Genomic DNA, 24,438 nt, shown 5'->3' on the forward strand with positions numbered 1-24,438 from the left:
GATCGCTGTTCTCGCGCAGCATGCACTCAGATTCCGTAAAGACACAACGACCTTTATCAGATCGTTTTGCGTGCCCCCGCAGGTCTTTCGTAGCTGCGATCTCCATTTGACCGGCTATTCGCGCTTCATTGCCGACGCACATGCAAGCGACAACGTGATTCGACTACGTCAGTCGACGCGCCGCTCGGGCGCGATGAGTTCTAAAAAATGAGATGGAGACATGGAACATTTCAACGTAGACGGGTCGGGCAGCGCAGCACCACAGCACCACAGCATAACCGGTGGGTTCAACTGGCGATCGGCATCGTTTGCATCGGGCTGGCGGCGAACACATGGCTACCGTGGAAAATCACGCTGTCTTGAGCGCGTGGATCACCCCATCTTGCGCGCGAGTTACCCGCGATCCGAATCGTTGGGTATTTGCGTTGGGTGCTGAGAATAATCATAGAGCTAATGAATTCTGGATTGGATAAGGCCCCCGCCCGACGAAGGCGGTCCGCGTAGCAGCACATAAGGAAAGTGGAGAGCAACCCGAGTCGACTGATTCTGCGCGTGATTCTCATCGGATCGACATGGAGGTTTTGGCTGTGATATCCATTTTCTTATTGATTAGTATTATTAATTAATAATGGAGGAGATGATGAAAATAAGGAGTCTGAAGCCGCGCTATGCGGCGGCTTCGCTATGCCTGCTTGCGGTTGGCGGTGTGACCTGTTCGGGAGGCGCATCCGCTCAGGCGCTTGCGGCGGATGACGACAAACAACAGATCCAGTTGCTGAAACAGCAAATGGAAGCGCTCAATAAGAAGCTCGATGCGCTTGTGGCAAAGCAAGCCCAGACACCAAGCAGTCAGCAAGCGGCAAGTCCCGCTGTCGCGAGCACCAACAACGCAGGTACGAGTTCGGGTACAGGCGCAAACACGGGTTCAACCTCAGGCGCGCAAAACACATCGGATGCCGACGGCTCCGGATGGGGTGCCGGCATGTCGCCCAAGCTCAAGGCGTTGCTGGCCGCGCTGGGAGATATGGAGTTCTACGGCAATCTCGATCTTTCGGTGGACTACGCAACCAAGGGCCTCAAAGACTCGTATGTCACGCCGGGCGGGACTGTCGTCTCGCCTAGAGGGCATATGGGCTGGCAGCCCGACGTCTCATCCAATCTTTCCTATATCGGCGTTCGCGGCAAGCGGCCATTCGGTTCCGACGCCAGTCTGGCCTTCGTCTATCAACTGGAAACCCAACTGGACATTTCGGCAACCTCCGGGTCTTCTAATTCGAACTCCGCTCAGGATTCGACCGTCAAGGGCGCTCTGACGTCGCGCAACAGCTTCATCGGCGTAGCATCGCCCACCTGGGGAGCATTGAAGATCGGCAAGACCGATGCGCCCTACAAAACGTCGACCGCGCGTATGAATCCGTTTTCCGGCACGCTCGGCGATTACTCCGTCATCGTGAGTAACACGGGCGGCGACAATCGCGTCGAATTCGGTACGCGGCTGGACCATGCGATCTGGTATGAGTCGCCCAGTTTCCATGGCTGGTCTCTCAACGCACTGGTTTCGCCTGGGCAAAACCGCGGTTACGAAAATTCGGTGCAGGCTTCGGGTGAGTCGAGTTGCACGGGCGGCAATGTCCCTGGCAGTGGTGGAAATCCCATTGCGTGTAACGACGGCAGCTACGGGTCGGCCTACAGCGCGAACCTCGCTTATAGCAACGGCCCCCTGTACTTTACGACAGCCTATGAGATACACCTCGGCGTGAATCGCTCGAGCGATGTCCTGAACACGCCTGCTGCGCTGGCTTCGCCTGATGGGACGGACCCCAACGACATCGGCAACGAATGGGCATTCAAGGTTGGTGCGCAATATAAATTTCCCACTCTGACCACGGTGAGCGCAATTTATGAAGTGATGCGCAGAAATATTCCGGCCTACCTGCAAACACAGAACGAGCGGAGCCGTAATGGCTTCTGGCTCGCCCTGACGCAGGAAATCACCCCCAAGGACAGCGTGAGCGTCGGTTGGGCGCACGCCAATCGCACGCCGGGTGACCCGGGGCAACACAACACGGCTCCAGCCGACCCGAACGCTATTGGTATCCCGAATCCTTCCAATGGCGCCAACATGGTCACTGCGCTGTACAAGCATGCGATCGACAAACATGCGACTGTGTATGCCGACTATGCCATCGTCATGAATCAAGCGGCGGCGCACTATGCGCTGGGCGCTGGCGGGCGAAGCGTCACCACCGATTGTCATGACGGCAGCTCGATCTCGCAGGGTGCGCCGTTTTGCTACGCGGGCGGCAGAGAAATGGGTTTCTCCGTCGGGCTGAATTACAAGTTCTGAAAGCGCTGCCAACCTGGCGGAGGCGGGGGCGTAAGCGGTGGTGGGCGTGTCCGGGGCACTCAGGATTCGGCTTCCACCGCTGCAGCCTCTTTGCGCCTTCGTTCTCGCTGCCTGGTTCAGTCGCAGCATTGCCGCCGACATCTTCCACCGGGGTCCGCGGCCCCACTTCGCTAGCATGGCCGCCGCTGCCCTCGTCAGCACTCAGAACACACCGACGATCAACCGATACCGCACGCAGCTCATGTATTCGCGGTAGCTTCTATCCTTGGACAGCACGCGCTCTTCCCGAACGATTCGGCAGATCTGTACGAAGAAGTGCAGCCCGAACACGATGACATTCTGAAGTCCGAAGTTCGGGAGCAGAAAACCGACGTTTCTAATCGTGTACCCGACGTACATCGGATGGCGCAAGACGCGATAAGGCCCGCTCACGACAACCCCCCGATTCGCGGGCAGAAGTCCGAATGAGCGCCGCAGCGTGAGCTTCGCCCAAATCTGGATGACGATGCCGACAATTTGCAATCCGACGGCTGCTGCCTCAGGAATAAGATGGATGCCGGGCTCCATCCGGAAAGCGACGTAGTAGAAGGTCCCAGTCACAGACATCACCACGCTGATGGGAGTCAAGTCGCGCTCGCGCGCGACACGGGTGAAGATCACCAGCCCGATGTCAAGAAGTGAGGTGAACAAAAAGAGCAGCAGCGTGATTCGCGAAGGGTCCTTCAGAACCTGGAGGATCGCGGAAACGAGAAACACGGAAAGTGCCGACACGGCACAGGCGCGCAACGCGATCTCGATCACCAGTTGTTTGGGCGTCAGCCGCGCGGCAGATGAAGGTCGCGATGCGAACACCGGTGCATCGAGGCTGATCGAGGCGGTGACCGCGCCTAACCGCCCTGGGTTTTCTTGTTCCACTCGCATTGCGTCTCGATGTTAGGGAAGGTCCTCGCACAGCTCGCGAGCCGCGTGCCAGAGAGGCCGGAAGTCTATAGCGGAAGTGGGGTTACCGGAGGTTTGCCGCTTTCAGCGGTCGACCTATGTGTCATAACGTATTAACGGCTGCCTGCCTGTTTTCCTTAGCATTATTGAGTGATCCAATTCAAATGCTCATCTAGGGCTATATGGAGGCGAGAAAAGACCCCGGCTCGCGAACGGCGGTCTTGGAAAACTCGAATGCTCGCGTCGGTTCCAAGGCTGTCGGACAGCCCAGCCAGCGTTCGGGAGCGCATCGGGATCACTGTGCGAGGCGTGGTTGGATGTAGGCTCCATAGTTGGGCCCGACGCCGCTTGCCGATGTCGGTATCCTGTAGTTCGCGACGAAATGCCCCTGAATGTATTTATCGCTACCTCCGACCGATGCGTCGACGTAGAACGCGGCGAAAGCGACGATCGGAACATACGTCTTAATGTCGATGTGCGTCGCTACGGGAATGACTATTGTGACGTTCGTCGGCACTGAGTTGTACAGCGTCGTTTTCGCGCCGGGTTCGACCCAGATGCTGTCGCCGATGCTCAGCGGCGTTGGATTGCCGTTTGCGATCAGCGAGCGAACGGTCGGCACGTTGTTCGCGTTGATCAGGAATGACGTCCACTGGCCAGCAGTACACGATGCCCCATAGGTTTGATAGTTCGTAATGTTGAATTCGTAAGGCTGACCCGTCGATGGGTCGATCATGGGTTGATTGGTCTGCGCGTTCCAGTACTGGTCGAAAATACACTGGTCCAGCACGACGGGAAACAGGCCGCCCGCACCGACCGTCCCCGGCGACCCAGCCACGGCTACCGCAGTCGCGCTGCCCGGCGTGCTCAACAGGTTCAGCAGGCCGCCCAGTAACAGATTGATCGCGCCGCCGTTCTGGTTTGCCGCGCGCGTCACGGTGACCTGCACCGCGGGCGCGTCGTCGAGGCCCGGCGAAATCGTTGTCGGCTGGATGCCGGCCGGGCTGCCCGACAGGTTCCAGTAGCCGGTCTGAATCGCGCCCGTCGTCAGCTTCTGTTGATCGGAGCGGTTCAGCGAGACGCTGTTACTTGCTGCGGTTTGCGCCTGAGCCCAGTTCAGCCCGTTAGCGCCGGCAGCCAATAGCGCGGCCGCACCGCTCAGCGCCGCGGCGTCGGCCGCATTTTGCAGTTCGTTGCGCACCACGCTGACACGCGCAAGGTCGACTGCGAACGCGCCGAAGCTCAGCAACGCTACGACGAACAACAGGAAGAAGAGCGCCACGGAGCCGCATTGCCGACTCAGGGGACGGGATGGCCGATCTCGCGACGGGTTGGCAGTGCGCTTCATGTCCGACATCACTCGTAATTCATCGCAGTTGTAGCTGTCAGTGTGACCGGGCCGGTCAGTGAACTGAAAGCAGAACCCACAACAAGCCCCTGATATTGATAAGTCACCGTGACCGTCAATGGACTGCCGGGAGACGTGCCGCCTGACTGATCTACCGTAACGGTGGGGGTGGTAGCCGTGCCTCCAGTGACAAGATTCTGCTGCGTGTAATTCAGCGCGACATTGCTGATCTGGGTAACCGACAACTGTGGAATCCGCACGACCACCCCGGCGCGGGCCGCTTCCCGACTCGCGTTGGTAATGACGGCCTTGTCGCACAACAGCAGGCTCACGTCGACAATGCCGAACAGCACCAGCATGAGGAACGGAAACACCAGAACGAACTCGAGCGCGACCGCTCCGCGCTCGGCGCCGACACGCAACCCCCGTTGCGCCCGGACGGGGCAACGCGACGGGTTGACGGCGAGCGCGCGCTGATTCATTTCGGCGCCTCCGCGGGCGGCGAAACGCTTGCCGCTGTGGCCTTGCCGTCTGTACGCCCGGTATCGGCACGAGACCCGGCAAGCCTGTCGCGCAGCGATTGATAAAAGCGCAGGTTGTCGTCGGCCGAAGACGGCGGCAGATCGACCAGCAGGATCCTCTTCGCCGCCTCTGAGTTGCCGAGCAGCCCGTACGCGAGAGCCAGGTTCTGGCGCGCCTGCAGAGGCGCATCCGGCAGGCCTGCGACGTCGAGCAGGGTGTTGGCGGCCTGACGGAGCTTGTTCTCGAGAATGAGAGACAGGCCCAGGTTGATGCGCAAACCCTGTACCTCCGGGTGCGCCGCGAGCGCGCTGCGATAGATTGCCTGCGCGTCGGCGTGGCGGCCCTGAAGGTCGAGCACCGTGCCGAGACCCTCGCATGCCACAGGATCGTCAGGCTGGCCGGCCAGCAGCCCGCGATATAGCGTCGCTGCATCGTCGAGCCGGCGCTGTCGCAACGCCACGCGTGCGAGACCGAGTTGCGCTGCCGGCTTCACCGGGGTCTGCAGTGCGGCGAGCTGGTAAAGCGCTCGGGCTCGCTCGAGGTCGCCGGCCAGGTACATCGCATCGCCCAGACCGAGTTGCGCCTCGGGCGAGTTCGGGTTTGCCGAAAGCGCTTTTTCGAACAGTGTGCTCGCGAGCTCGACATCACCGCCTCGCAAAGCACTGTCGGCGACGCGCAGATCGCTCATTGCGTCGCCGTTGCGCGTCGACGGGATGGGGCGCGGGTTAAAACTGCCGCCGTTGGCGCAACCCGTCAGCAAAACGGCAGCACACGGCAGCGCGATGGCGACCGTGCGCAGCAACGTTGGAGAGATTTTCATTTGAAGACCGCTATCAGGCGAATGACCGCCGGGCCGGCCGCTATCAGGCCCACCGTCGGCAGGATGAAGAACATCATTGGCATCGTCATCTTGGTTGCAAGTTTCGCGGCCTTTTCTTCGAGCGCCATCATCTGCGCGGTCCGCTCGGCGCGTGACAACATGCGCAGCGAGTGGGTGATGGGCGTGCCGTACTGTTGCGACTGAATCAGCGTGGTCACCAGCGCGCGCACCGAGGGCAAACCGATTCGCGCGGCCAGATGGCGCAAGGCGCCCGCACTGTCGCCGCTGACCTGCAGTTCGTCGCCGGTGACGGCAAACTCGTCGGCAAGCGGCGGACAGATCGTCTTCAGTTCTCGCGCGACGCGCTTCACGCCGACCACCAGACTATTGCCCGCGTTGGTGCAGATCACCAGCAGGTCGAGCGCGTCAGGCAGACACGAAGCGATCGCCTGTTGCCGGCGGCTGATCAGCATGTTCAGCGCAAGCTCGGGCAGCATCATCCCGACGATGAACACACCGCCCATCATCAGCGCGCGAAACACAAAATACTCGCCAATGCGCGGCACATATGGACCGAGCACAATGGCCGCCAGCGCGAACAACGCGCCGACCAGCAGCTTGAAACCGATCATCATCGAAACCGCCCGGCGCTCGCGAAATCCGGCGCGTACCAGCTGCTCTGCCAGCTTGTTGCGCTGCGCCGCACCGCCCACTGGCACGCGCTCGCCTAGCGATGCAAAGCGCTTCAGCAGGCGTTGCCAAAGGTCCGCTACGTGCTCCTCCGCGCGCAATGGTGGATGCGGGTCCGCGCGCATTGCGGCGATACGCGCGCGATGTGCGATGCGACGGCGGGTGCTGCGCGGCCGCATCAGCGCAAGCAGGAGTCCGCCGCAGAGCAGCAGCACCAGCGCAAGGTCGCGCACGGCATCGGAGTCAATAAAGTTCATCGCGACGTGTCCAGCTTCGATATTTTTTGAATCAGCGAAAGACCGATGACGAGCAGCACCGCGGCAAGCGTCAGCATCTTGTGGCCAGCGCGTGTGTGAAACAGCAGGTCGACATACGGCCGGTTGATGATGTACAGGAAGCCCATAATCGCGAAGGGCACGGCAGAAATGATCTTGCTCGCGATTCGGCCCTCGGCGGTCAACGCACGGGTCTTCAGACGGATGTCCCTGCGGGTGCGAATGATTCCAGACAGGTTCTCCAGCGTTTCCCCCAGATTGCCCCCCGTCTCACGTTGCAGCAGCAGACACACCGCAAAGAACGAAAAATCGGCGATCTGCAGGCGTACGACTGCTTTGTCGAGCACTTCTTTCAGGTCCGCACCCAGCCGCAAGCTGTCGCCCATCGTGCGGAAGGTCGAGCGCACCGGTTCCTCGGCCTCCTTGCCGGCGGTGCTGATCGCCTGCACGACCGGTATGCCGGCACGCACCGCCCGGATGATGAGGTCGAGCGTATCGGGAAATACCAGCAGAAACTTCGCGCGGAAACGGGAGATCAGCAAGCGATAGGTGAACCGTATCGCGGCGAGCGGCAGGCAGGAGTAAATAAACAGATGCGACCACCCTGGCAGCGGGGCGAGCTGCACGACGATGAACGCGGCCACTGCGCCGGCTATACCACTCGCGCATACGAGACGGATGCCGCCCCCGCCGCTTACCGCCCTGATCCGCTGCACATGTTGCTGGAACCAGGCCTGGAGTGCGCCGTAGTCCTTCGGCCGTTCGAATAATGCGCCGCTCGTGTCTGCCGGCGCGGACTGCTGCCTTGCGGCGCGCACCTGCTGAAGCTGTCTCATGCGCTCCTGAATGCGCCGCCGCGGCCGACTGCGTGCGAGCTCGCGCAGCGACGACACGAACATGCCTGTCAGCACGATCGCGACAAACGCACCTGCGCCGACAACGTCCGCTGGCGTCATGGCCGCATCGCCTCCATCAGGGTCGTCTCGAGGCCGTAGTAGGCAGCGCGTGTTGCGAACACCGGACGCAGCGACGACGACTCGAAGGTGCCTTTCACGTCTTCCTGATAGGCGCTGGCATCGTAGCGAAACGCGAACAGATCTTGCGTGATGATCACGTCGCCTTCCATGCCCGCCAGCTCGGTCACGCGGGTGAGGCGGCGCACGCCGTCGCGCATGCGTTCGATCTGCAGGATCAGATGCACGGCGCTCGCGATCTGGCGCCTGATCGCCGTCAGCGGCAGGTTCCCGTTCGCCATCATCACCATGCTTTCGAGCCGGGTGATCGCGTCGCGCGGCGTATTCGCGTGAATGGTCGTCATCGAACCGTCGTGACCGGTGTTCATTGCCTGCAGTACGTCGAAGGCCTCGGGACCGCGTGTTTCGCCCAGAATGATGCGGTCGGGACGCATCCGCAACGCATTGCGCACGAGATCTCTCTGCGTCACCGCGCCGAGTCCCTCGCTGTTCTCAGGGCGCGTTTCGAGGCTCACGACATGGGGTTGCTGCAATTGCAGTTCCGCGGCGTCCTCGATGGTCACGACACGTTCGTGTTCGTCGATGTGATGCGACAGCGCATTGAGCAAAGTCGTCTTGCCCGAACCTGTGCCGCCCGAGATGATGATGTTCAGACGGCACGCGCCGGCGATCTTCAGCACGCGGACCATCTCCGGCGACATGTTGCCTTGCTGGGCCATTCTTGCCAGCGTGATATTGCGCCGCGAGAACTTGCGGATCGAGATCGATGCGCCGCGTAGCGCGATCGGCGGCAGCACGACGTTGACGCGGCTTCCGTCGGCCAGTCGCGCGTCGACCATCGGGCTGCTTTCGTCGACGCGTCGGCCAACCGCAGCTGCAATGCGCTGCGCGACATTCGTCACATGCGCGTTGTCGCGGAACTTCAGCGGCGTCAGTTCAAGCCGGCCATGCCGCTCGGCATAGACCTGATCCGGACCGTTGACGAGGATATCCGTCACCGCATCATCGGCGAGCAGCGGTTCGATGGGGCCGACACCGAACATGTCGTTGAGGATTTCGCCGACGATCTGGGTCTGCTCGCCAGGCGTGATGTGCAGCTGTTCGCGCAGCACCGCGTCGGCAGCGATTTCCTCGATGCCTGCGCGCACCTGGTCGCGCGTTTTCATCAGCGCGGCAGACATGTTCATCGATGCAAAAACCACCGCGCGGATTTTCCGGAAGTTTTCCGAGCGAATCACCGTCTCGTTGCCGTCAGGCGGCGTGCGCGGATGCGCCGGTGCAGGCGAGGGCGCCGCGGGCTGCAAGGTTTCTGCGTCGGCGGGCCGCAAAGGCTCCGGGAAGTGTTTTTTTGCGCCGAACATCAGCCGGTTCTCCGCACTTTGAATAACCGCGCGTGCCAGGGAGCGGGCGCCGGCGACTCACGGCCGGTGAGGCTGCTTGCAACGCGTTCGATAGCGGCGGCAAAACCCAGAGGCTTCCTGCGAGCGTCGAGCGGTTCGCCCAGGTTTTCGGCCCGTGCAAGCGGCTTTGGATCGTACGGTAATTCGTGCACGACGGCCCGTCCCAGCGCGCGCTTGAAGTCCAGAGGCTGGACGCGGTCCGCGACGGGTTCGAGCGGATTGTTCAGCAGCACCGAGATCACCTGTTCGCCCGAGCGATCTTCGGTGAAGCGGAGCAGGCGCATGCACTCGCGTGTCGCATACACGGAAGGATCCGCCACGATGCAGACGACCTGTGACGCGTCGAGCGCCTCTTCGACGCTGGGGCCGCTGCGGGCCGGCAGATCGAGCAGCACATAATGGAAACGGCGCTTGAGCGTGTTGATCAGTTCGGCGAGCGCGCCCGGCTGCACGGCGAACTCCGTTTCATAGGGAAGCTCCGACGACAGCGTGAAGAGCCGTTCTCCGGCTGCCACCACCGCGCGATCGAGTGCCTGCGGATCGATGCTGCGCGTGTCCTGTAACAGATCAGTCAGCCCGTTGCCTGCGGGCAGCCCGAGCGTGGAACCGGCAGCCCCGCCGTGCAGGTTCAGGTCGACGTACACCACATGTCTGAGCGTTTCATCCGTCAGATGCCGCGCGAGCGAGACGGCGATTGTCGTCACACCCACGCCGCCTCGTGCGCCAATGAAGCTGATCACCTTGCCGGTGCGTGCCTGGGCGGCCGGATCACGAGCCGACAGTGCGCGCAGCAGCAGTTCGACCGTCACAGGCTTGACGAGATAGTCCTGGATCCCAATCTCGAGCAGGCTGCGATACAGACCGACATCGTTGCGATCGCCGATCACGACGACCGCGACCGACGGCGCACACACTTCGGCTAGTCGAGCGAGGTCCGACAATGGCATGTCGGAGCCGGACACGTCGACCAGCAACTGGCGCGGCGGCCGCGTGAGATTCTGCAGCAGACGGATCGTGTCGTCGATGTTGCCGATCTGCGCGTGCGCATTCGCTATCGCCTGATCGACAATCAGGCTCTTCACGGCATCGACGCTGGCCGCATCGGAGACAACCGCAAGCAGGTCCGCCGCGCGCGCTGCGGCCGAACTGGCAGGACGAAACATGTCGAGCGCATTCATGAGGGGCGTGTCAGTGTGTCAATGGGCTTGTCGTCGACGTGGCGTTCGGCTGCTTCACGCGGCCTTCGTCATAGCGGCGCACCGCGCCTGCGGCCGTCGTTGCGTCGGCGCCGGCGTACGGCAGCGGATCGATGAGATCCGCCGGCCGGGCGAGCATCACCGCGAGATTCGTATAAGTCGCGCAGCCGAATGGCATGCCCGGGCGCGCGAAGCCCGCATCGGTCAGATGCGACGGCTGGACCAGCGTCGCGCAGTCCGGCGCGATCGCTTGGCGGCCGTCGAAGTCGATGACCGATGCATCGGGAAATCCGAATGGCGGAGTGGCGGACATGCAGCCGGGCAGCAAAAGCGGCAGCAGTCCAATACCGATCAGTCGAAGGAGCATGGCAGGTTTCCCGATAGGTCAGTAGACGAAGCCCGCAGCTCCGACGAGGCGCGGCACGTTCCCCGACAGCGGATCGAGCCCGAGCTTGCTCTGCAGCACATACTCGATGTCGCTGCTCGGCCGCACGAGGGTGTCGATCGGTTGCCGCAGACGGCCGGGGTCGGCGGGCTGCACGATGTAAGGCGTCACGATGACCACCACTTCGGACTTGTCGTTGAGATAGTTCTTCGACGAGAACAGCTTGCCCAATACCGGAAGCTTGCCCAGGCCCGGCAACTCCGAGAGGACGTCGCTGGTCTTGCTCTGCAGCAGTCCGCCAATGGCGAAGCTTTGTCCACTCGACAATTCGACGGTGGTCTCGACGCGGCGCACGGTGAGCGCGGGCACCTTGATGCTGTCGATCGTCACGGCGTTGGTCGGATCGATCTCGCTGACTTCGGGGCGCACCTTGAGGCTGATCCGGTTATCCGACAGCACCGTGGGCGTGAAGTCGAGCGACACGCCATAGGGCTTGAACTCGATCGTGATCGAATTGGTCTGGCCTTGCGGAACCGGGATCGGAAACTCGCCGCCTGCGAGAAAACTCGCGGTCTCGCCGGACATCGCGGTGAGGTTCGGTTCCGCGAGCATCGTAATCAGGCCTTCCTGGTCGAGCGCGTCGAGCACCCCGTCAATCGCCCATTTGCCGGCATGGAACCCCCCGAGGATCGAGAATGCGCCGCTTGACGAAAGCGTTGTCGCGGCAGTGGACGCCCGGCCGTTGAACAGGCCGCCGATGAAGTTCCCGCTTTGGCCGAGTGCGTTCCAGTTGATGCCCAACTGCTGTGTCACGTTGCGGTCCACTTCGGTGATGCGCACGCGCAGATGGACCTGGATTGGCCGCGTCAACGTCAGCCGGTTAACCAGCGTCTCCTTGTCGTGCAGATACGGCGTAAGGGACTGCATCACGGCGTCCGCGGCCGCCGCGTCAGGCACGCGCCCAGCGACCATCAACGATCCGGGAGCACCTGTCAGGTTCAGCTGAAAGTGCGGGAAGCGAGCGTCGAGCATGCGCTGTATAGAAGGCGTGTCCGCACTGACCACGACGGTTTCCCGCAGAATCGTGCGATTGTGGGCGCCGAGCGCGAACAAGGTCGTCGTGCCCGCCTTCTTGCCGAGCACAAATACCGTTTGAGGCGTCGGTACGTGCACGTCCGCGACACCCGGATCGGCGACGAACACCGCGACGGCGGGTTCGGGCAGGTGCAGCATTTCGCCCCCGCCTGCCGCGATCGCCAGCGACGGATCGATGCTCCCAGCGAGCGCGCCATGCATCAGTGCGATCGTCAGTCCGAATCCGGCGATCAATCGCACCCGCACTGCCGAATAGACACGATGCAACATGAATCCTTCCTGTTAGTTTCGGGTCTCGCCGCCTGGGCAAGCCGAAGGGTCAGCGTTGAGTAGTGGGCTGTTCCGGCAACGGGTTCTGCCCGGCAACAGTCGTCGGCGGGTTCGGCGGCAGTGGCGGCACACCCGCGGCACCGGTACTGCCTTGAAGTCTTGCCTCCCCGCCTGCGTCCGATACCTGCGAGCCGCGGTAGACGATCACCGGATGCGGGGCAGCCGGGACCGAGCCCGCCGTGCTGTGCGCCGATACGCGTACCGGTGACAGGGCACGCGAGACGTCGCCGGCCCACACTGGCGGTGCTTGCGGCAGCGTCTCATTGCCGGTGACGGGCGGATTGCGATCGCTGGTCGCAAAACTGCGCAGCGCGAGTGACAGCGAACCCAGGTGCGTCGCGACGGCGATCACCTGCGCGGTATGCGGCGTCACCTCGAACGTGACTGTTCGCGCACGCGTATTCGCGTCTGCCGTATCTGCCTTGGGCCGCTGGAAGATCGAGCCGACTGCGAGCACGCGAACGCGGTTGACCACCGTCTCGCTTTCCACGGAGCGAGCGGTGTTCTCCGGCGCGTGGACCGGCCCGTCGAGTTGCTGCGTGAGCAGCACGTCGACGTAGTCCCCTGGCTGGATCAGGCCGGCGTTGCCCGAAACGTCGTCAATGGCGACTGAAATTGCGCGCATGCCGGGCTTCAATGCAGCAGCGAGAAATCCCGGTGCATTGGGCGGAATGACATCCGCAATGCCTAGTGGCGTGCCGGCTGTCACCGCGTGGCGCAGCACATCGCCTTTCAGGTCCGTTGCATCTGCGCTGTCTACATCGCTCTTTACAAGCGCACCCTGCTGGAGTTGCTTGTGAGGCACATCTTTCCAGGCGAGGTCGCTGTCGCGCAGCAACATCCCCTCTGGCAGATCAGCGGCTGCGACGCGCACCCGATCCATCGCCGGCGGCCGCGCCGGGCCCGGCTGCGATGCGGCGACGTATAACGCGCGGAAAATGATCGCGCCGACCGAGGCGAGTATCACGAGGATGACGGTCTTTAAAATTTTTGGCATGGGCGTCGCGATCGGCTGTCGGATCGACTACAGGGAGTTCAGGACGGGCAGCCAGATGGCCGCGATGCCGCCGAACGCAAGCGGGACGCCGTAGGGCACGCTGCACGACGAAGCGGGCTGCGTGGGTGCTGGCGCGGACTGCGTCGCATGTCTGTGGACGAGACCCATGATCAGCGCCGTCAAGCCGAGGACCAGGCCGCCGCAAGATACGATGAAAAACACCGGCCACGCGTAGGCAGGACCTGCCCACAGGAAAACGGCGGCGGCCAGCTTGACATCGCCACCGCCCATCCAGCCGAAGCGGAACAAAAGCGCAAACAGGGCAAAGCCGATGGCGGCGGCACCGAGGTGCTCCGCGAGCGACGCGATGCTTACTCCGGCAACAGCCGCATCGATCCCGTAAAGACAGGCCACGAGCAATACAGCGCGTGTCGGCAAGCGGCGCGAGCGGATATCGCCCACCGCCAGCGATGCCAATACAAGACAAGCCGCTGATTTCGCTGCGTACAGCATGGGTGGCTTTTCCTTATTTTCCGCTGTGCCCGGGACGCCCGGCGCCCCTTGGGGAAGCCGGGCTCACTGATGCAGCCATGTCCGGAGATATCGATTAACCGTTCTGTGCGTTCGTAACCAGCGTGATCATGTGCGTGAACAGCGCAGGCAGACCGGTAGCGCCACCGAAAACAGTGCCGGCCGCCACGACCGCAATAACCACGATGCCGGCGAGCACCGCATACTCGAGCGCACTAACGCCGCGCTCGTCGCGCGACAGAGACTTGATGAATTGAAGCATGACGACTCCGTAGGTGAGGTTGACTTTTGTATGGATGCCGAAAGAACAAAGCTGCGTTAAAACACGAAGCGACGGGTTTCTGAGTCAATTGTTGAAGGCGCGGTCGTGTCAGACCCGGGAGCGAAAAGATCGCATCAGTTTCGGGCTCGTCACACAGGTGAAACGTTTGCGTGCGAGACGGCCCGCAGACAGCATCCGGACCTTCAACACTGCAGAGGATAATGATGACCCCGCACCGACAAACCGGGGAAATGAGGCTGGAAACCCTCGCTATTCAAAGTATTTTTTAGTCTGATGAATAGAGAACTTTCATTTCGGACAAGCATCGTCATCAAAGTGATCGCGGCATGCGAAGTCGAAAAAGCAATCATTCGTTTCTCGACAGAATGCATTTGCAGTTTCACATCACCTACGCTTTAAACTCCACCGAAACAAATATCTTGCGGCACGGGTCGATCACTTCCCACGTCCCTTTAAACCCCGCCGGAATCAGAAAGCGATCGCCCGCCCGCACGGTCTTAACCGTCCCGCTCTCATCGCGAATCACCGACACGCCTTCAAGAATCTCGCAGTACTCGGTCGGATCGAACAGCAGCGACCAGCTATCGATAGGCGCATCGCCGCCGAGCGCTTTCTTGACCGCCTGCACGTTATAGCCGATGCCGTCGGTGCCCCACGCCCAAGGCACGCCGTACTGGTTGCCGGGGTCCGCATCCGCAATCATTTTCATCAAAGCAGGGTCCAGGTTCGCGAGGTTCGGCATCTTCGATTTGTCGATCTTCTGATAGACGCCTGCTTCGATCTGCCTCGCCATGTAGCTCGACGTCGGCACCACGATGTCATATCCGGAACTGCCGGCAAGCAGTTTGGCCTGGAGGGTGTCGTCGCTGTCGTAACTGTCGTATTTCACGCTGATCCCGGATTGCTTCTCGAAGTTGGCAATGGTGTCTTTGGCGATGTAGTCGGACCAGTTGTAGACATTGAGCGAGGCGTCCGCGGCGCGCGCAGCGTTCATCACGGACAAAGCGGTCAGCGAGCACAGCATCGTGCCGGCGAGCGAAACAAGCTTGGCATGACGGATCTTCATTCGACTATCTCCTTGGTTTCGATCTTCAGTTTTCGCCGCAGCGCCGGCGCAGGCAACTGATGGCCCACACGCCCCCCCCACGTCCAGCACGAATGCGGAGGCAAAGAGACGCGACGCCGCCTGCCGCGGCGCAAGCGCACAGCAGAGCTAAAAGGAATGCGGATGGGCGAGCGCTATGAGCCGTCCCGCGTTAGCAAGCAAGCTTGCGATGTGCGGACAGGCAGACGCATTACAGGCATTTGACCGCTTACCGGACGGTCAATCGCATGCAACACCGGCTCGCGAAAAGAGAAGGGGACTAAGGCAGAAGCGACGCGATTTCGTCAGTCCGCACCGCAATGGCTGCGGGTGCTGCAATGACGTTGTGCCGCCGGACGGAGCGACGCGACAACACGGTATCGATGGACAGGGGACGGGATGGCGAAGCGCAGCTGCTCCCCTGATGAGCGATCGGACAGCCGAACAGGATCGTTCTTTCTCGACCGCGCTGGTATCTCACCAATGGACCACGGACTTTCACGATTGAACCCGAAGCGACGTTGAGTAGAAGTCCTCGCTGACGCAGATCGACCGCGTTGCAAGGACCACCGAACTGCCGCCTTAGAATATATGAGCCATTATTTTCGTCAAAGGATTTTGTGACACGGCGCCGCCATAGTCAGACTCACGCACGCAGACATGCGCTCATGCGAGCACATGCGGTGAAGCATGGCTCGCATCGAACTGCGCGACGGGCGAGTCTTACTGGCCACCCATAACAGGCTCTTGCGGCGACGCATTCTCCACATTGGCGTTATGGCCGGCCTGCGACGAGCCACTCGCAGAAGGTCCATAGCCGGTGGTGCCGGCTTGGGCCGTGGCATTTTCCGCGGCAACGCGTGCTTCGGCAGCCTGAATGTCCGCAGGGTAGGTGGCGTCGGTTGACGCGGCCGGGTTGTAGCCGGCTTGCTCGAGTTGTTGCAGTTGCGCCTTGACCTCCGCACGCGTGACCGGTTGATTCGATTGCGCGAACGAAGCGACTGGTGCTGCGACTGGTGCTGCAATAACGGCCGCCAGCGCCACTGCTCTGATCAGCGATCTCATGATGACTCCCTCCGAGAACTGTTTTATCCGCCGCCGCACAACCCGTGCTCGGCGACCGATGAACAAATTCTAGGAAACGGGATATCCTGGGGAAACCCCTGATCACGTAATTCAGTCTTGCAGGAAACAACAAGTCGGAATTGTAAGGACGCGCTTCAAGACATCAGAAATCGGCTCAAACGCCGCTGCGCACGTCGATTCGATACTGGGTCACTTGCCGATACGCATCGCCGGCTCGCACGACGACCTGTTCCTGCTCAGCCATGTTGACCTGATTCGGAAAACCGCCTGCTTCAAGGCAAAGGCCGGCGTGAGGTTGATAGTTGACTCCGCCGCGTCCCGGATCGTCGCGCAGCCAATTGCCCGTATAGAACTGCAAGCCGCGCTGATCGGTCGAGACGGTGAGTTCGCGCCCGCTGCCGGGGTCGTATGCGCAGGCGACCGGGCGCACCGGCGAAGCGCCGGATGGCGTCGCATCGGCCGTGTCGCGCAGCACGTAGCAATGATCGAAGCCGCCCGCCCGCGCGAGCTGCGCATGCGGCCAGTCCAGCCGCGCGCCGATCGGCGCGCTTTGCCGGAAGTCGAAGGCGTTGCCCGCTACGTCGGCGCGCTTGCAAGGAATCATCGCCGCGTCGACTTCAAAAAAAGTATCGGCATCGATGGACAGCACATGTCCGCGAATGTCGGAACCCGGCCGGCCTGACAGGTTAAAGTAAGGATGACTTGTCAAATTGAGCGGCGTCGGTGCGTCGGTGAGGGCTTCATAGGCGATCGTCAACGCGCCGGCGTCGTCGAGCGTATAGCGCACTTGCACCGTCACGTTGCCCGGAAATCCGGCATCGCCCTCCGGCGATTCGAGCCGCATCACGAGCGAGCCGTTGTCCTCGCTGACGTCCCATAGCGCGCGATGAAAACCCTGCGTGCCGCCATGCAACAGATTGGTCCCTTCGTTGCGATCCAGCGTGTATTCGATGCCGTCGAGCGTGAAGCGCGCATCGGCAATGCGGTTCGCCCACCGGCCGATCAGTCCGCCCATGTAGGTGGTCGCGGCGACATATTCGGCGGGCGTGTCGTGCCCAAGCAGGACATCGGCGAGCCGTCCGGCGCGGTCCGGCGCATGCCACGAGACCAGCGTCGCGCCCAGGTCGCTGATGGCGATTTTCATGCCGTGCGTGTTGCGCAGCGTGAAGAGCCGGACAGTATCGCCACCGGGCAATACGCCCCACGGCTCGGAAGAAATCGGTGCGATGCTGATCATGGCGTCGGTCGGGATAAAAGAGAAAAGCCGGTTCAGCCAGGTGCCGCCGCCGAGTTCGCGAGCTCCTGATACTCACGCGGCGTACAGCCCAGTTCCCGGCGAAATACCGCGTACATGTATTGCAGCGACGTGAAGCCGCAACGGATCGCGACCTCCGCGCTCGACGCGTCGCGCCTGGCGAGCAGCGCCTTCGCGACATCGAGTTTGTGACGCAGGATTTCCTGATGCACGGTGCACTGCAATTCGCGCCGGAAATACTCTTCGAGCGACGAGCGCGATACGCCGACGTAATCGGCAACCTGTTCGGTGCGAATCCCCTGGCATGCGTACTGCCGGATGAAGTGTCGCGCACGCATCACATACGGGCTCGCGATCGGCTGGTGTCGGGTCGATTCGAGCACGTTGATGCCGACCGGCGGCACGAGAATGCGGCGCCCCGGAAAGCGCGCGCCGCGCAGCATCTGATGCAGCAGGTGAGCAGCGGTGCGGCCCATTTCCTCGGTGCCCTGAATCACCGAAGAAAGCGGAATCCGGGTCAGCGTGCGCGTGAGCGGATCGTTGTCGATGCCGATGATCGCCACTTCCTCGGGAACCGGAATGCCGGCGATCAGGCACGCTTGCAGCAGATGCCGCGCGCGTGCGTCGGTCACCGCGACGATGCCGACCGGCTTCGGCAGTTGGCGCAGCCACGCGGTGAGTTGCTCGGTCGCCTGATTCCATGACGGCGCGCTGGTCGACAGGCCGCGATAGATTTCGCTGCCGATCTGTTCAGCGCTGTGGCCGTCCGCACGGCGCAGATGAGCGAATGCCAATTCGCGTTGCTGAGCCCAGCGGTTCTCCTGCGCCTGCGGCAGGCTGTACAAAGCGAAGTGTTCGAGGCCCACGCCGATCAGATGCGTGTAAGCGAGTGAGACGAGCTTCGCATTGTCGGTCGCGATATAGGGTAAGTCCGGAGGATAGTGAGCCGGATCTTCGAACGACGAACCGACCGCGACGACCGGCAACGGACAGTCGCGCAGCGATTCGCCCACCGCGGGATCGTCGAAATCCGCGATGATGCCGTCGCCGTCGAAACGTTCGATGCCCGCCAGCCGGCAACGAAAGTCTTCTTCGAGGAACAGATCCCAGGCTACGCGCGTCGACAGCAGGTAATTGCCGATGCCTGTGATGATCTCGCGGTCGTACACCTTGTTCGCGTTGAACAGCAGCGCGATCCGATGGGGCGTCTGTGGCGTTTGAGGGCGGGTCATGGCAGTGGCGGCGTGCGGGCGGTCGGGAACCGCGGCGCCATCGTCTCCTGTTGGGTGGGCGTGAACGCCGCACGGTTTTTAAGCGTCTGGCTATTCTAGGCCCTGAAGTTCGCGTCGGTGTGGACCAAACGCGTGGGCGGTAAGAAACATCAAGCACGCTGCGCAATTTCGCAATTGCCGGTCCATGTCTCTAGCGTCAGCATGGCGTCAACTTGTCGACCCGTGCATGGCGATGCGCAGGTTGCAATGCAGCATAAATAGGAGACGCTGATGCCCTACTTCGAACACATTCCCACAATTCGCTACGAAGGTCCGCAATCGGATAACCCGCTTGCGTATCGCCATTACGACAAGAACAAGCGTGTGCTCGGCAAGACGCTCGAAGAACATTTGCGCATCGCCGTCTGCTATTGGCACACGTTCGTCTGGCCTGGCGTCGATATCTTCGGGCAGGGGACGTTTCGTCGTCCATGGCAGCAGGCCGGCGACGCGCTGGAGCGGGCGCGGCAAAAGGCCGATTCCGCCTTCGAATTCTTCACGAAGCTCGGTACGCCGTACTACACGTTTCACGATACCGATGTCGCGCCCGAAGGCGCGAGCCTGCAGGAATACAGCGAGAACTTCGCGCGTATGACCGACTATCTGGCGCGCAAGCAGCAGGATAGCGGCATCAAACTGCTGTGGGGCACGGCCAATCTGTTTTCGCATCCGCGTTATGCGGCGGGCGCGGCCACCAGCCCAAATCCTGAGATTTTTGCGTTTGCGGCTACCCAGGTTCGCCACGCACTCGATGCGACACAACGGCTCGGCGGCGAAAACTATGTGCTGTGGGGTGGCCGCGAAGGTTACGATACGCTGCTCAATACCGACCTCGTGCGCGAACGCGACCAGCTCGCGCGTTTTCTGCATATGGTGGTCGAACATGCGCACAAGATCGGCTTCAAAGGCGCCTTGCTGATCGAACCGAAGCCGCAGGAGCCGACCAAGCATCAATACGACTACGACGTGGCGACCGTGCATGGTTTTCTGCTGCAATACGGCCTGCAGAACGACATCCGCGTGAATATCGAAGCCAATCACGCGACGCTCGCCGGGCACTCGTTTCACCACGAGATCGCCACCGCGTTTGCGCTCGGCATTTTCGGCAGCGTCGATGCGAATCGCGGCGATCCGCAGAACGGCTGGGATACCGACCAGTTTCCGAACAGCGTCGAGGAACTGACGCTGGCTTTTCACGAGATCCTCAAGCACGGCGGCTTCACGACCGGCGGCATGAACTTCGATGCCAAAGTGCGGCGGCAGAGCGTCGATGCCGAGGATCTGTTTTACGGCCACATCGGTGCGATCGACAATCTGGCGCTCGCAGTGGAGCGTGCCGCAGCGCTGATCGAAAGCGACCGTCTCGGACAGTTCAAGCGTCAGCGCTATGCGGGCTGGGACACGGAGTTCGGCCGCAAGATTCTGTCCGGCGATTATTCGCTGTCGACGCTGGCCACGGATGCGCTGTCCCGCGGCCTGAATCCGCAGCATGCAAGCGGGCAGCAGGAGCGGCTGGAAAACGTGGTGAATCAGGCAATTTATGGCGTGCGCTGAAGTACCGCGCGTGCAGTGAAGACTGCGCAAGACGGCGCGTAAGACATTAAAAAAAATCGCGCGGCCACGCTGACCGCGCGAACAAAAGGAAGCTTTGGGTTGTCGCTTGTCCGGCCTCGTGGCTCGCAGCACAGGCCGTCCAATCCGGTATTCCGGCTATATCAGAAGAGGAGTGAGACATGAAATTCGCAATGCGCCGTACCGTTCTGAGTTCGTTCATATGTGGAGCGATGCTCGCCAGCCTGTCGCTTGTCGCGCCGCTCGCGCATGCAAGCAAGGATCATCCGGAAATCGGCTTCTGTATCGACGATCTGCGCGTCGAGCGCTGGTCGCGCGATCGTGACTACTTTGTCGCGGCCGCGGAAAAGCTCGGCGCGAAAGTGTCGGTGCAATCGGCCGATGCAAGCGAGGAGCGGCAGATCTCGCAGATCGAAAACCTGATTTCGCGCGGCGTCGACGTGATCGTCATCGTGCCGTTCAATTCGAAGACGCTCGGCAACGTGGTCGCCGAAGCGAAGAAGGCGGGCATCAAGGTCGTGTCGTATGACCGGCTGATTCTCGATGCCGATGTCGATGCCTATATCTCATTCGATAACCAGAAAGTGGGAGAACTGCAGGCACAGGGTGTTTACAACGCGCAACCGAAAGGCAACTACTTCCTGCTCGGCGGCGCGCCGACCGACAACAACGCGAAGATGCTGCGCGAGGGGCAGTTGAAAGTGTTGAAGCCCGCTATCGACAAGGGCGACATCAAGGTGGTCGGCCAGCAGTGGGTGCCTGAGTGGAGCGCGTCGACGGCGTTGCGTATCGTCGAGGACGCGCTGACGGCGAATAACAACAAGATCGATGCGATCGTCGCGTCGAACGACGGCACCGCGGGCGGCGCGATCCAGGCGCTGGCGGCACAGCATATGGCGGGCAAAGTGCCGGTGTCGGGCCAGGACGCGGACCTCGCGGCAGTCAAGCGCGTCATCGCCGGCACGCAGACAATGACCGTGTACAAGCCGCTGAAGCTGATCGCGGGCGAAGCCGCGAAGCTCTCGGTCGCGCTTGCGAAGGGCGACAAGCCGGCCTATAACGCGCAATACGACAACGGCAAGAAGAAGGTCGACACGGTCTTGCTGCAACCGACCTTGCTGACCAAAGGCAATGTCGACCTCGTCGTCAAGGACGGCTTCTACACCCAGGCTCAGCTCGCGAGCCAATGAGCGTAACGCGTGCGCGGCGGACCCCGATGCGCGTGACGCGCATCGGCGGCGCCGCGCGCCTTTGCAGCGAGGCATAGCGAATGACGCAACCTTTACTGACGATGCGCGGCATCGTCAAAGCGTTTTCCGGCGTGAAGGCACTCGACGGCATCGACCTCACCGTCGCGCCGGGCGAGTGCATCGGCTTGTGCGGCGAGAACGGCGCAGGTAAATCGACGCTGATGAAAGTGCTGTCCGGCGTGTACCCGTACGGTACTTGGGATGGCGAAATCATCTGGGAAGGCGAGCCGATGAAGGCCGCCAGCGTGCGCGATACCGAGCGGGCCGGCATCATCATCATTCACCAGGAACTGATGCTGGTGCCGGAGTTGTCGGTTGCGGAGAACATCTTCCTCGGCAACGAAATCACGTTGCCCGGCGGCCGGATGAATTACGCCGCGATGTATCAGCGCGCCGATGAGTTGCTGCGTGAACTCGATATCGGCGGCATCAATGTCGCGCAGCCGGTCATGAACTACGGCGGCGGGCATCAGCAGCTGATCGAGATCGCCAAGGCGCTGAACAAACGCGCCAAGCTGCTGATTCTCGATGAACCGTCGTCGTCGCTGACGGCATCGGAGACGCGCATCCTGCTCGACATCGTGCGCGATCTGAAACGGCGCGGCGTGGCCTGCGTGTACATCTCGCACAAGCTCGACGAAGTGGAAGCCGTGTGCGACACGATCAGCGTGATTCGCGACGGCCGGCATGTCGCGACCAGGCCGATGCGTGAGCTGACGACCGAGCGCATCATCGCGATGATGGTCGGGCGGGAAATCAAAAATCTGTTTCCGCGCGAGCCGCATCCGATCGGCGACGTGATCTTCGAAGCGCGCCACGTCACCTGTTTCGATGTCACCAATCCGCGTCGCAAGCGCGTGAACGACGTGTCGTTTGCGCTGCGGCGCGGCGAGATTCTGGGCGTCGCCGGTTTGGTCGGCGCGGGACGCACGGAGTTGATGCAGGCGATCTTCGGCGCGTATCCGGGGGCGAGCGAAGCGACGGTGGTGATGGAGAGCAAGACCTTGAAAATTCGTGCGCCCATCGATGCGATTAGCGCGGGCATCGGTATGGTGCCGGAGGACCGCAAGCGGCATGGCATCGTGCCGAATCTGAGCGTCGGCCACAACATCACGCTCGCGGTGTTGCAGCGCTTTGCGAGCGGCGGCCGGATCGATTCCGCCGCCGAACTCGATACGATTCATACGGAGATGAAGCGGCTCTCGGTGCGCGCCGCGCATCCGATGCTGTCGATCGCGAGCCTGTCGGGCGGCAATCAGCAGAAAGCCGTGTTGACACGCATGCTGCTCACCGACCCCAAGGTGCTGATCCTCGACGAACCGACTCGCGGTGTCGACGTGGGCGCGAAATATGAAATTTATAAACTGATCTTCCAGCTTGCACAGCGCGGCGTGTCGATCGTGATGGTGTCGTCCGAATTGCCTGAAGTGCTCGGTATCAGCGATCGCGTGCTGGTGATCGGCGAAGGCGAATTGCGCGGCGATTTCGTCAACGACGGCCTCACGCAGGAGGACATTCTCAGCGCCGCCATCCGTCCCGTGCAGCGATCCCCGAACCCAACCGAAGCGAGTGCCGCATGACTCCCGACGTCACTTCACAACGCGCCGACAGTGCCGTGCCGCGGGGCGCATTCGGCGGTCCGCAGCGCATTCAGCAACTGTTTGCGCGCTACAAGATTCTCGCGTTGCTGATCGCGGTCGCCGCGATCTGGATGTTCTTTTCGATTCTCACGCACGGGGCGTTCGTCACGCCCCGCAATCTGTCGAATCTGCTGCGGCAGATGTCGATTACCGGCATGCTCGCGTGCGGCATGGTGTTCGTGATCATCGCCGGCGAGATCGATTTGTCGGTCGGGTCGTTGCTGGGTCTGCTCGGCGGCGTGGCGGCGATTCTCGACGTGAACCGTCACTGGCCGATCGGCGTCACGTTGCCCGTGGTGATGCTGCTCGGCGTGGTCATGGGCATGTTCAACGGATGGTGGTCGACTTACCGGCGCGTGCCGTCGTTCATTGTCGGGCTGGGCGGCATGCTGGCTTATCGCGGCATTCTGCTCGGCGTGACCGGCGGTTCGACCATCGCACCGGTCTCCGACAATTTCGTCTTCGTCGGCCAGGGGTATTTGCCGCGGCTTGTGGGCGATGCGCTCGCCGTCGTGTTGTTTGCGCTGCTGACCTTTCTTACCGTGCGGCAACGGCGCAACCGCGAGCGCTATCAGTTGACGGTCGTGCCTGTCTGGCAAGACGTCGTGAAAGTGGTCGGCGCGGGCGTGATTCTGGCTGCGTTCGTCGCCACGCTCGATCGCTATGGCGGCATACCGGTGCCGGTTCTGTTGCTGCTTGCACTGCTCGGCGTCTTTACGTGGATCGCGACGCAGACCGTATTCGGCCGCCGCATCTATGCCGTGGGTTCGAATCTCGAAGCGACGCGGCTGTCCGGCGTGAACACCAACCGCGTGAAGCTGGCGATTTTCGCGCTGATGGGGTTGATGTGCGCGTTCGGCGGCATCGTCAACACGGCGCGGCTTGCAGCCGGCTCGCCGTCGGCGGGTTCGATGGGCGAGCTGGATGCGATCGCGGCGTGCTTTATCGGCGGGACGTCGATGCGCGGCGGCTCCGGCACGGTCTACGGGGCGTTGATCGGCGCGCTGGTGATGGCGAGCCTCGACAACGGCATGTCGATGCTCGACGTCGACGCGTACTGGCAGATGATCGTGAAGGGCGGCATTCTGGTGCTCGCCGTGTGGATCGATGTGGTGTCGGGCTCGAATCGGCGTTGAGCTTGCTGAGGA

At 61.9% G+C, this 24,438-nt stretch carries 21 protein-coding genes and 1 pseudogene; 5 read left to right on the forward strand and 17 right to left on the reverse strand.

Features of this window, described 5'->3' with window-relative positions:
- Window positions 1-637: 637 nt before the first annotated feature.
- Entirely contained in the window at window positions 638-2,347 is a 1,710-nt protein-coding gene (locus tag DLM46_RS29205; RefSeq protein WP_244306408.1) for a porin, read from the forward strand.
- A 201-nt stretch (window positions 2,348-2,548) separates the two neighbouring features.
- On the opposite strand, the gene DLM46_RS29210 is transcribed toward DLM46_RS29205, so the two are convergent.
- From DLM46_RS29210 to DLM46_RS29295, 17 genes and pseudogenes are all read right to left on the reverse strand, one after another.
- Window positions 2,549-3,268 (reverse strand): methyltransferase family protein, encoded by a 720-nt coding sequence (locus DLM46_RS29210; protein ID WP_244306409.1) that lies wholly within the window; start codon window positions 3,266-3,268, stop codon window positions 2,549-2,551.
- A 313-nt stretch (window positions 3,269-3,581) separates the two neighbouring features.
- Complete coding sequence (locus tag DLM46_RS29215) at window positions 3,582-4,634, reverse strand: pilus assembly protein TadG-related protein (protein WP_115106479.1); 1,053 nt, start codon at window positions 4,632-4,634, stop codon at window positions 3,582-3,584.
- Window positions 4,635-4,642: 8 nt separating this feature from the next.
- Window positions 4,643-5,116, reverse strand: coding sequence for a TadE/TadG family type IV pilus assembly protein (locus DLM46_RS29220; RefSeq protein ID WP_115106358.1), 474 nt, complete (start codon window positions 5,114-5,116; stop codon window positions 4,643-4,645).
- On the reverse strand, window positions 5,113-5,976 hold the full coding sequence (locus DLM46_RS29225) for a tetratricopeptide repeat protein (protein WP_115106360.1): 864 nt from the start codon (window positions 5,974-5,976) through the stop codon (window positions 5,113-5,115). Before DLM46_RS29225 ends, DLM46_RS29220 begins: the two co-directional genes overlap by 4 nt.
- Window positions 5,973-6,923 carry a type II secretion system F family protein gene (locus DLM46_RS29230; RefSeq protein WP_115106362.1) on the reverse strand — a complete coding sequence of 317 codons (951 nt, stop codon included), beginning with the start codon at window positions 6,921-6,923 and terminating at the stop codon, window positions 5,973-5,975. The genes DLM46_RS29225 and DLM46_RS29230 overlap by 4 nt, the downstream gene beginning before the upstream one ends.
- Complete coding sequence (locus DLM46_RS29235; protein ID WP_115106365.1) at window positions 6,920-7,897, reverse strand: type II secretion system F family protein; 978 nt, start codon at window positions 7,895-7,897, stop codon at window positions 6,920-6,922. Before DLM46_RS29235 ends, DLM46_RS29230 begins: the two co-directional genes overlap by 4 nt.
- On the reverse strand, window positions 7,894-9,276 hold the full coding sequence (locus tag DLM46_RS29240; protein WP_115106368.1) for a TadA family conjugal transfer-associated ATPase: 1,383 nt from the start codon (window positions 9,274-9,276) through the stop codon (window positions 7,894-7,896). The genes DLM46_RS29235 and DLM46_RS29240 overlap by 4 nt, the downstream gene beginning before the upstream one ends.
- Window positions 9,276-10,493, reverse strand: a complete 1,218-nt coding sequence (locus DLM46_RS29245; RefSeq protein WP_115106370.1) for a CpaE/TadZ family protein — start codon at window positions 10,491-10,493, stop codon at window positions 9,276-9,278. Before DLM46_RS29245 ends, DLM46_RS29240 begins: the two co-directional genes overlap by 1 nt.
- A gap of 10 nt (window positions 10,494-10,503) precedes the next feature.
- Complete coding sequence (locus DLM46_RS29250) at window positions 10,504-10,878, reverse strand: CpaD family pilus assembly lipoprotein (protein WP_115106372.1); 375 nt, start codon at window positions 10,876-10,878, stop codon at window positions 10,504-10,506.
- An 18-nt stretch (window positions 10,879-10,896) separates the two neighbouring features.
- Window positions 10,897-12,192, reverse strand: coding sequence for a type II and III secretion system protein family protein (locus tag DLM46_RS29255; protein ID WP_115106482.1), 1,296 nt, complete (start codon window positions 12,190-12,192; stop codon window positions 10,897-10,899).
- 118 nt (window positions 12,193-12,310) lie between these two features.
- Window positions 12,311-13,318, reverse strand: a complete 1,008-nt coding sequence (gene cpaB, locus DLM46_RS29260; protein WP_115106375.1) for a Flp pilus assembly protein CpaB — start codon at window positions 13,316-13,318, stop codon at window positions 12,311-12,313.
- Window positions 13,319-13,345: 27 nt separating this feature from the next.
- On the reverse strand, window positions 13,346-13,831 hold the full coding sequence (locus DLM46_RS29265) for an A24 family peptidase (RefSeq protein WP_115106378.1): 486 nt from the start codon (window positions 13,829-13,831) through the stop codon (window positions 13,346-13,348).
- Between the two features lie 94 nt (window positions 13,832-13,925).
- The gene (locus DLM46_RS29270) at window positions 13,926-14,111 is read right to left on the reverse strand and encodes a Flp family type IVb pilin (RefSeq protein WP_115106380.1); all 186 of its coding nucleotides are present in this window, start codon (window positions 14,109-14,111) and stop codon (window positions 13,926-13,928) included.
- Between the two features lie 442 nt (window positions 14,112-14,553).
- Window positions 14,554-15,156: pseudogene (locus tag DLM46_RS29275) on the reverse strand (extracellular solute-binding protein); the annotation flags it as partial.
- A 783-nt stretch (window positions 15,157-15,939) separates the two neighbouring features.
- On the reverse strand, window positions 15,940-16,281 hold the full coding sequence (locus tag DLM46_RS29285; RefSeq protein ID WP_115106388.1) for a DUF4148 domain-containing protein: 342 nt from the start codon (window positions 16,279-16,281) through the stop codon (window positions 15,940-15,942).
- 175 nt (window positions 16,282-16,456) lie between these two features.
- Window positions 16,457-17,539: an aldose epimerase family protein gene (locus DLM46_RS29290; RefSeq protein WP_115106391.1), complete on the reverse strand. Its 1,083-nt coding sequence runs from the start codon at window positions 17,537-17,539 to the stop codon at window positions 16,457-16,459.
- A 32-nt stretch (window positions 17,540-17,571) separates the two neighbouring features.
- Window positions 17,572-18,789, reverse strand: a complete 1,218-nt coding sequence (locus tag DLM46_RS29295) for a XylR family transcriptional regulator (RefSeq protein WP_115106393.1) — start codon at window positions 18,787-18,789, stop codon at window positions 17,572-17,574.
- 270 nt (window positions 18,790-19,059) lie between these two features.
- Here DLM46_RS29295 and xylA point away from each other — a divergent pair, with 270 nt between their 5' ends.
- The 4 genes from xylA to DLM46_RS29315 all read left to right on the forward strand — a co-directional run bounded on the left by xylA (window position 19,060) and on the right by DLM46_RS29315 (window position 24,426).
- A complete protein-coding gene (gene xylA, locus DLM46_RS29300; protein WP_115106396.1) occupies window positions 19,060-20,382 on the forward strand; it encodes a xylose isomerase in 1,323 nt (440 codons plus the stop codon).
- Window positions 20,383-20,561: 179 nt separating this feature from the next.
- Window positions 20,562-21,590: a D-xylose ABC transporter substrate-binding protein gene (xylF, locus tag DLM46_RS29305; protein WP_115106398.1), complete on the forward strand. Its 1,029-nt coding sequence runs from the start codon at window positions 20,562-20,564 to the stop codon at window positions 21,588-21,590.
- An 80-nt stretch (window positions 21,591-21,670) separates the two neighbouring features.
- Complete coding sequence (gene xylG, locus DLM46_RS29310; protein ID WP_115106401.1) at window positions 21,671-23,230, forward strand: D-xylose ABC transporter ATP-binding protein; 1,560 nt, start codon at window positions 21,671-21,673, stop codon at window positions 23,228-23,230.
- Window positions 23,227-24,426, forward strand: a complete 1,200-nt coding sequence (locus tag DLM46_RS29315; RefSeq protein WP_115106403.1) for a sugar ABC transporter permease — start codon at window positions 23,227-23,229, stop codon at window positions 24,424-24,426. The genes xylG and DLM46_RS29315 overlap by 4 nt, the downstream gene beginning before the upstream one ends.
- Window positions 24,427-24,438 lie beyond the last annotated feature (12 nt).

It is taken from the genome of Paraburkholderia lacunae (genome assembly GCF_003353175.1).
Classification (GTDB): domain Bacteria; phylum Pseudomonadota; class Gammaproteobacteria; order Burkholderiales; family Burkholderiaceae; genus Paraburkholderia; species Paraburkholderia lacunae.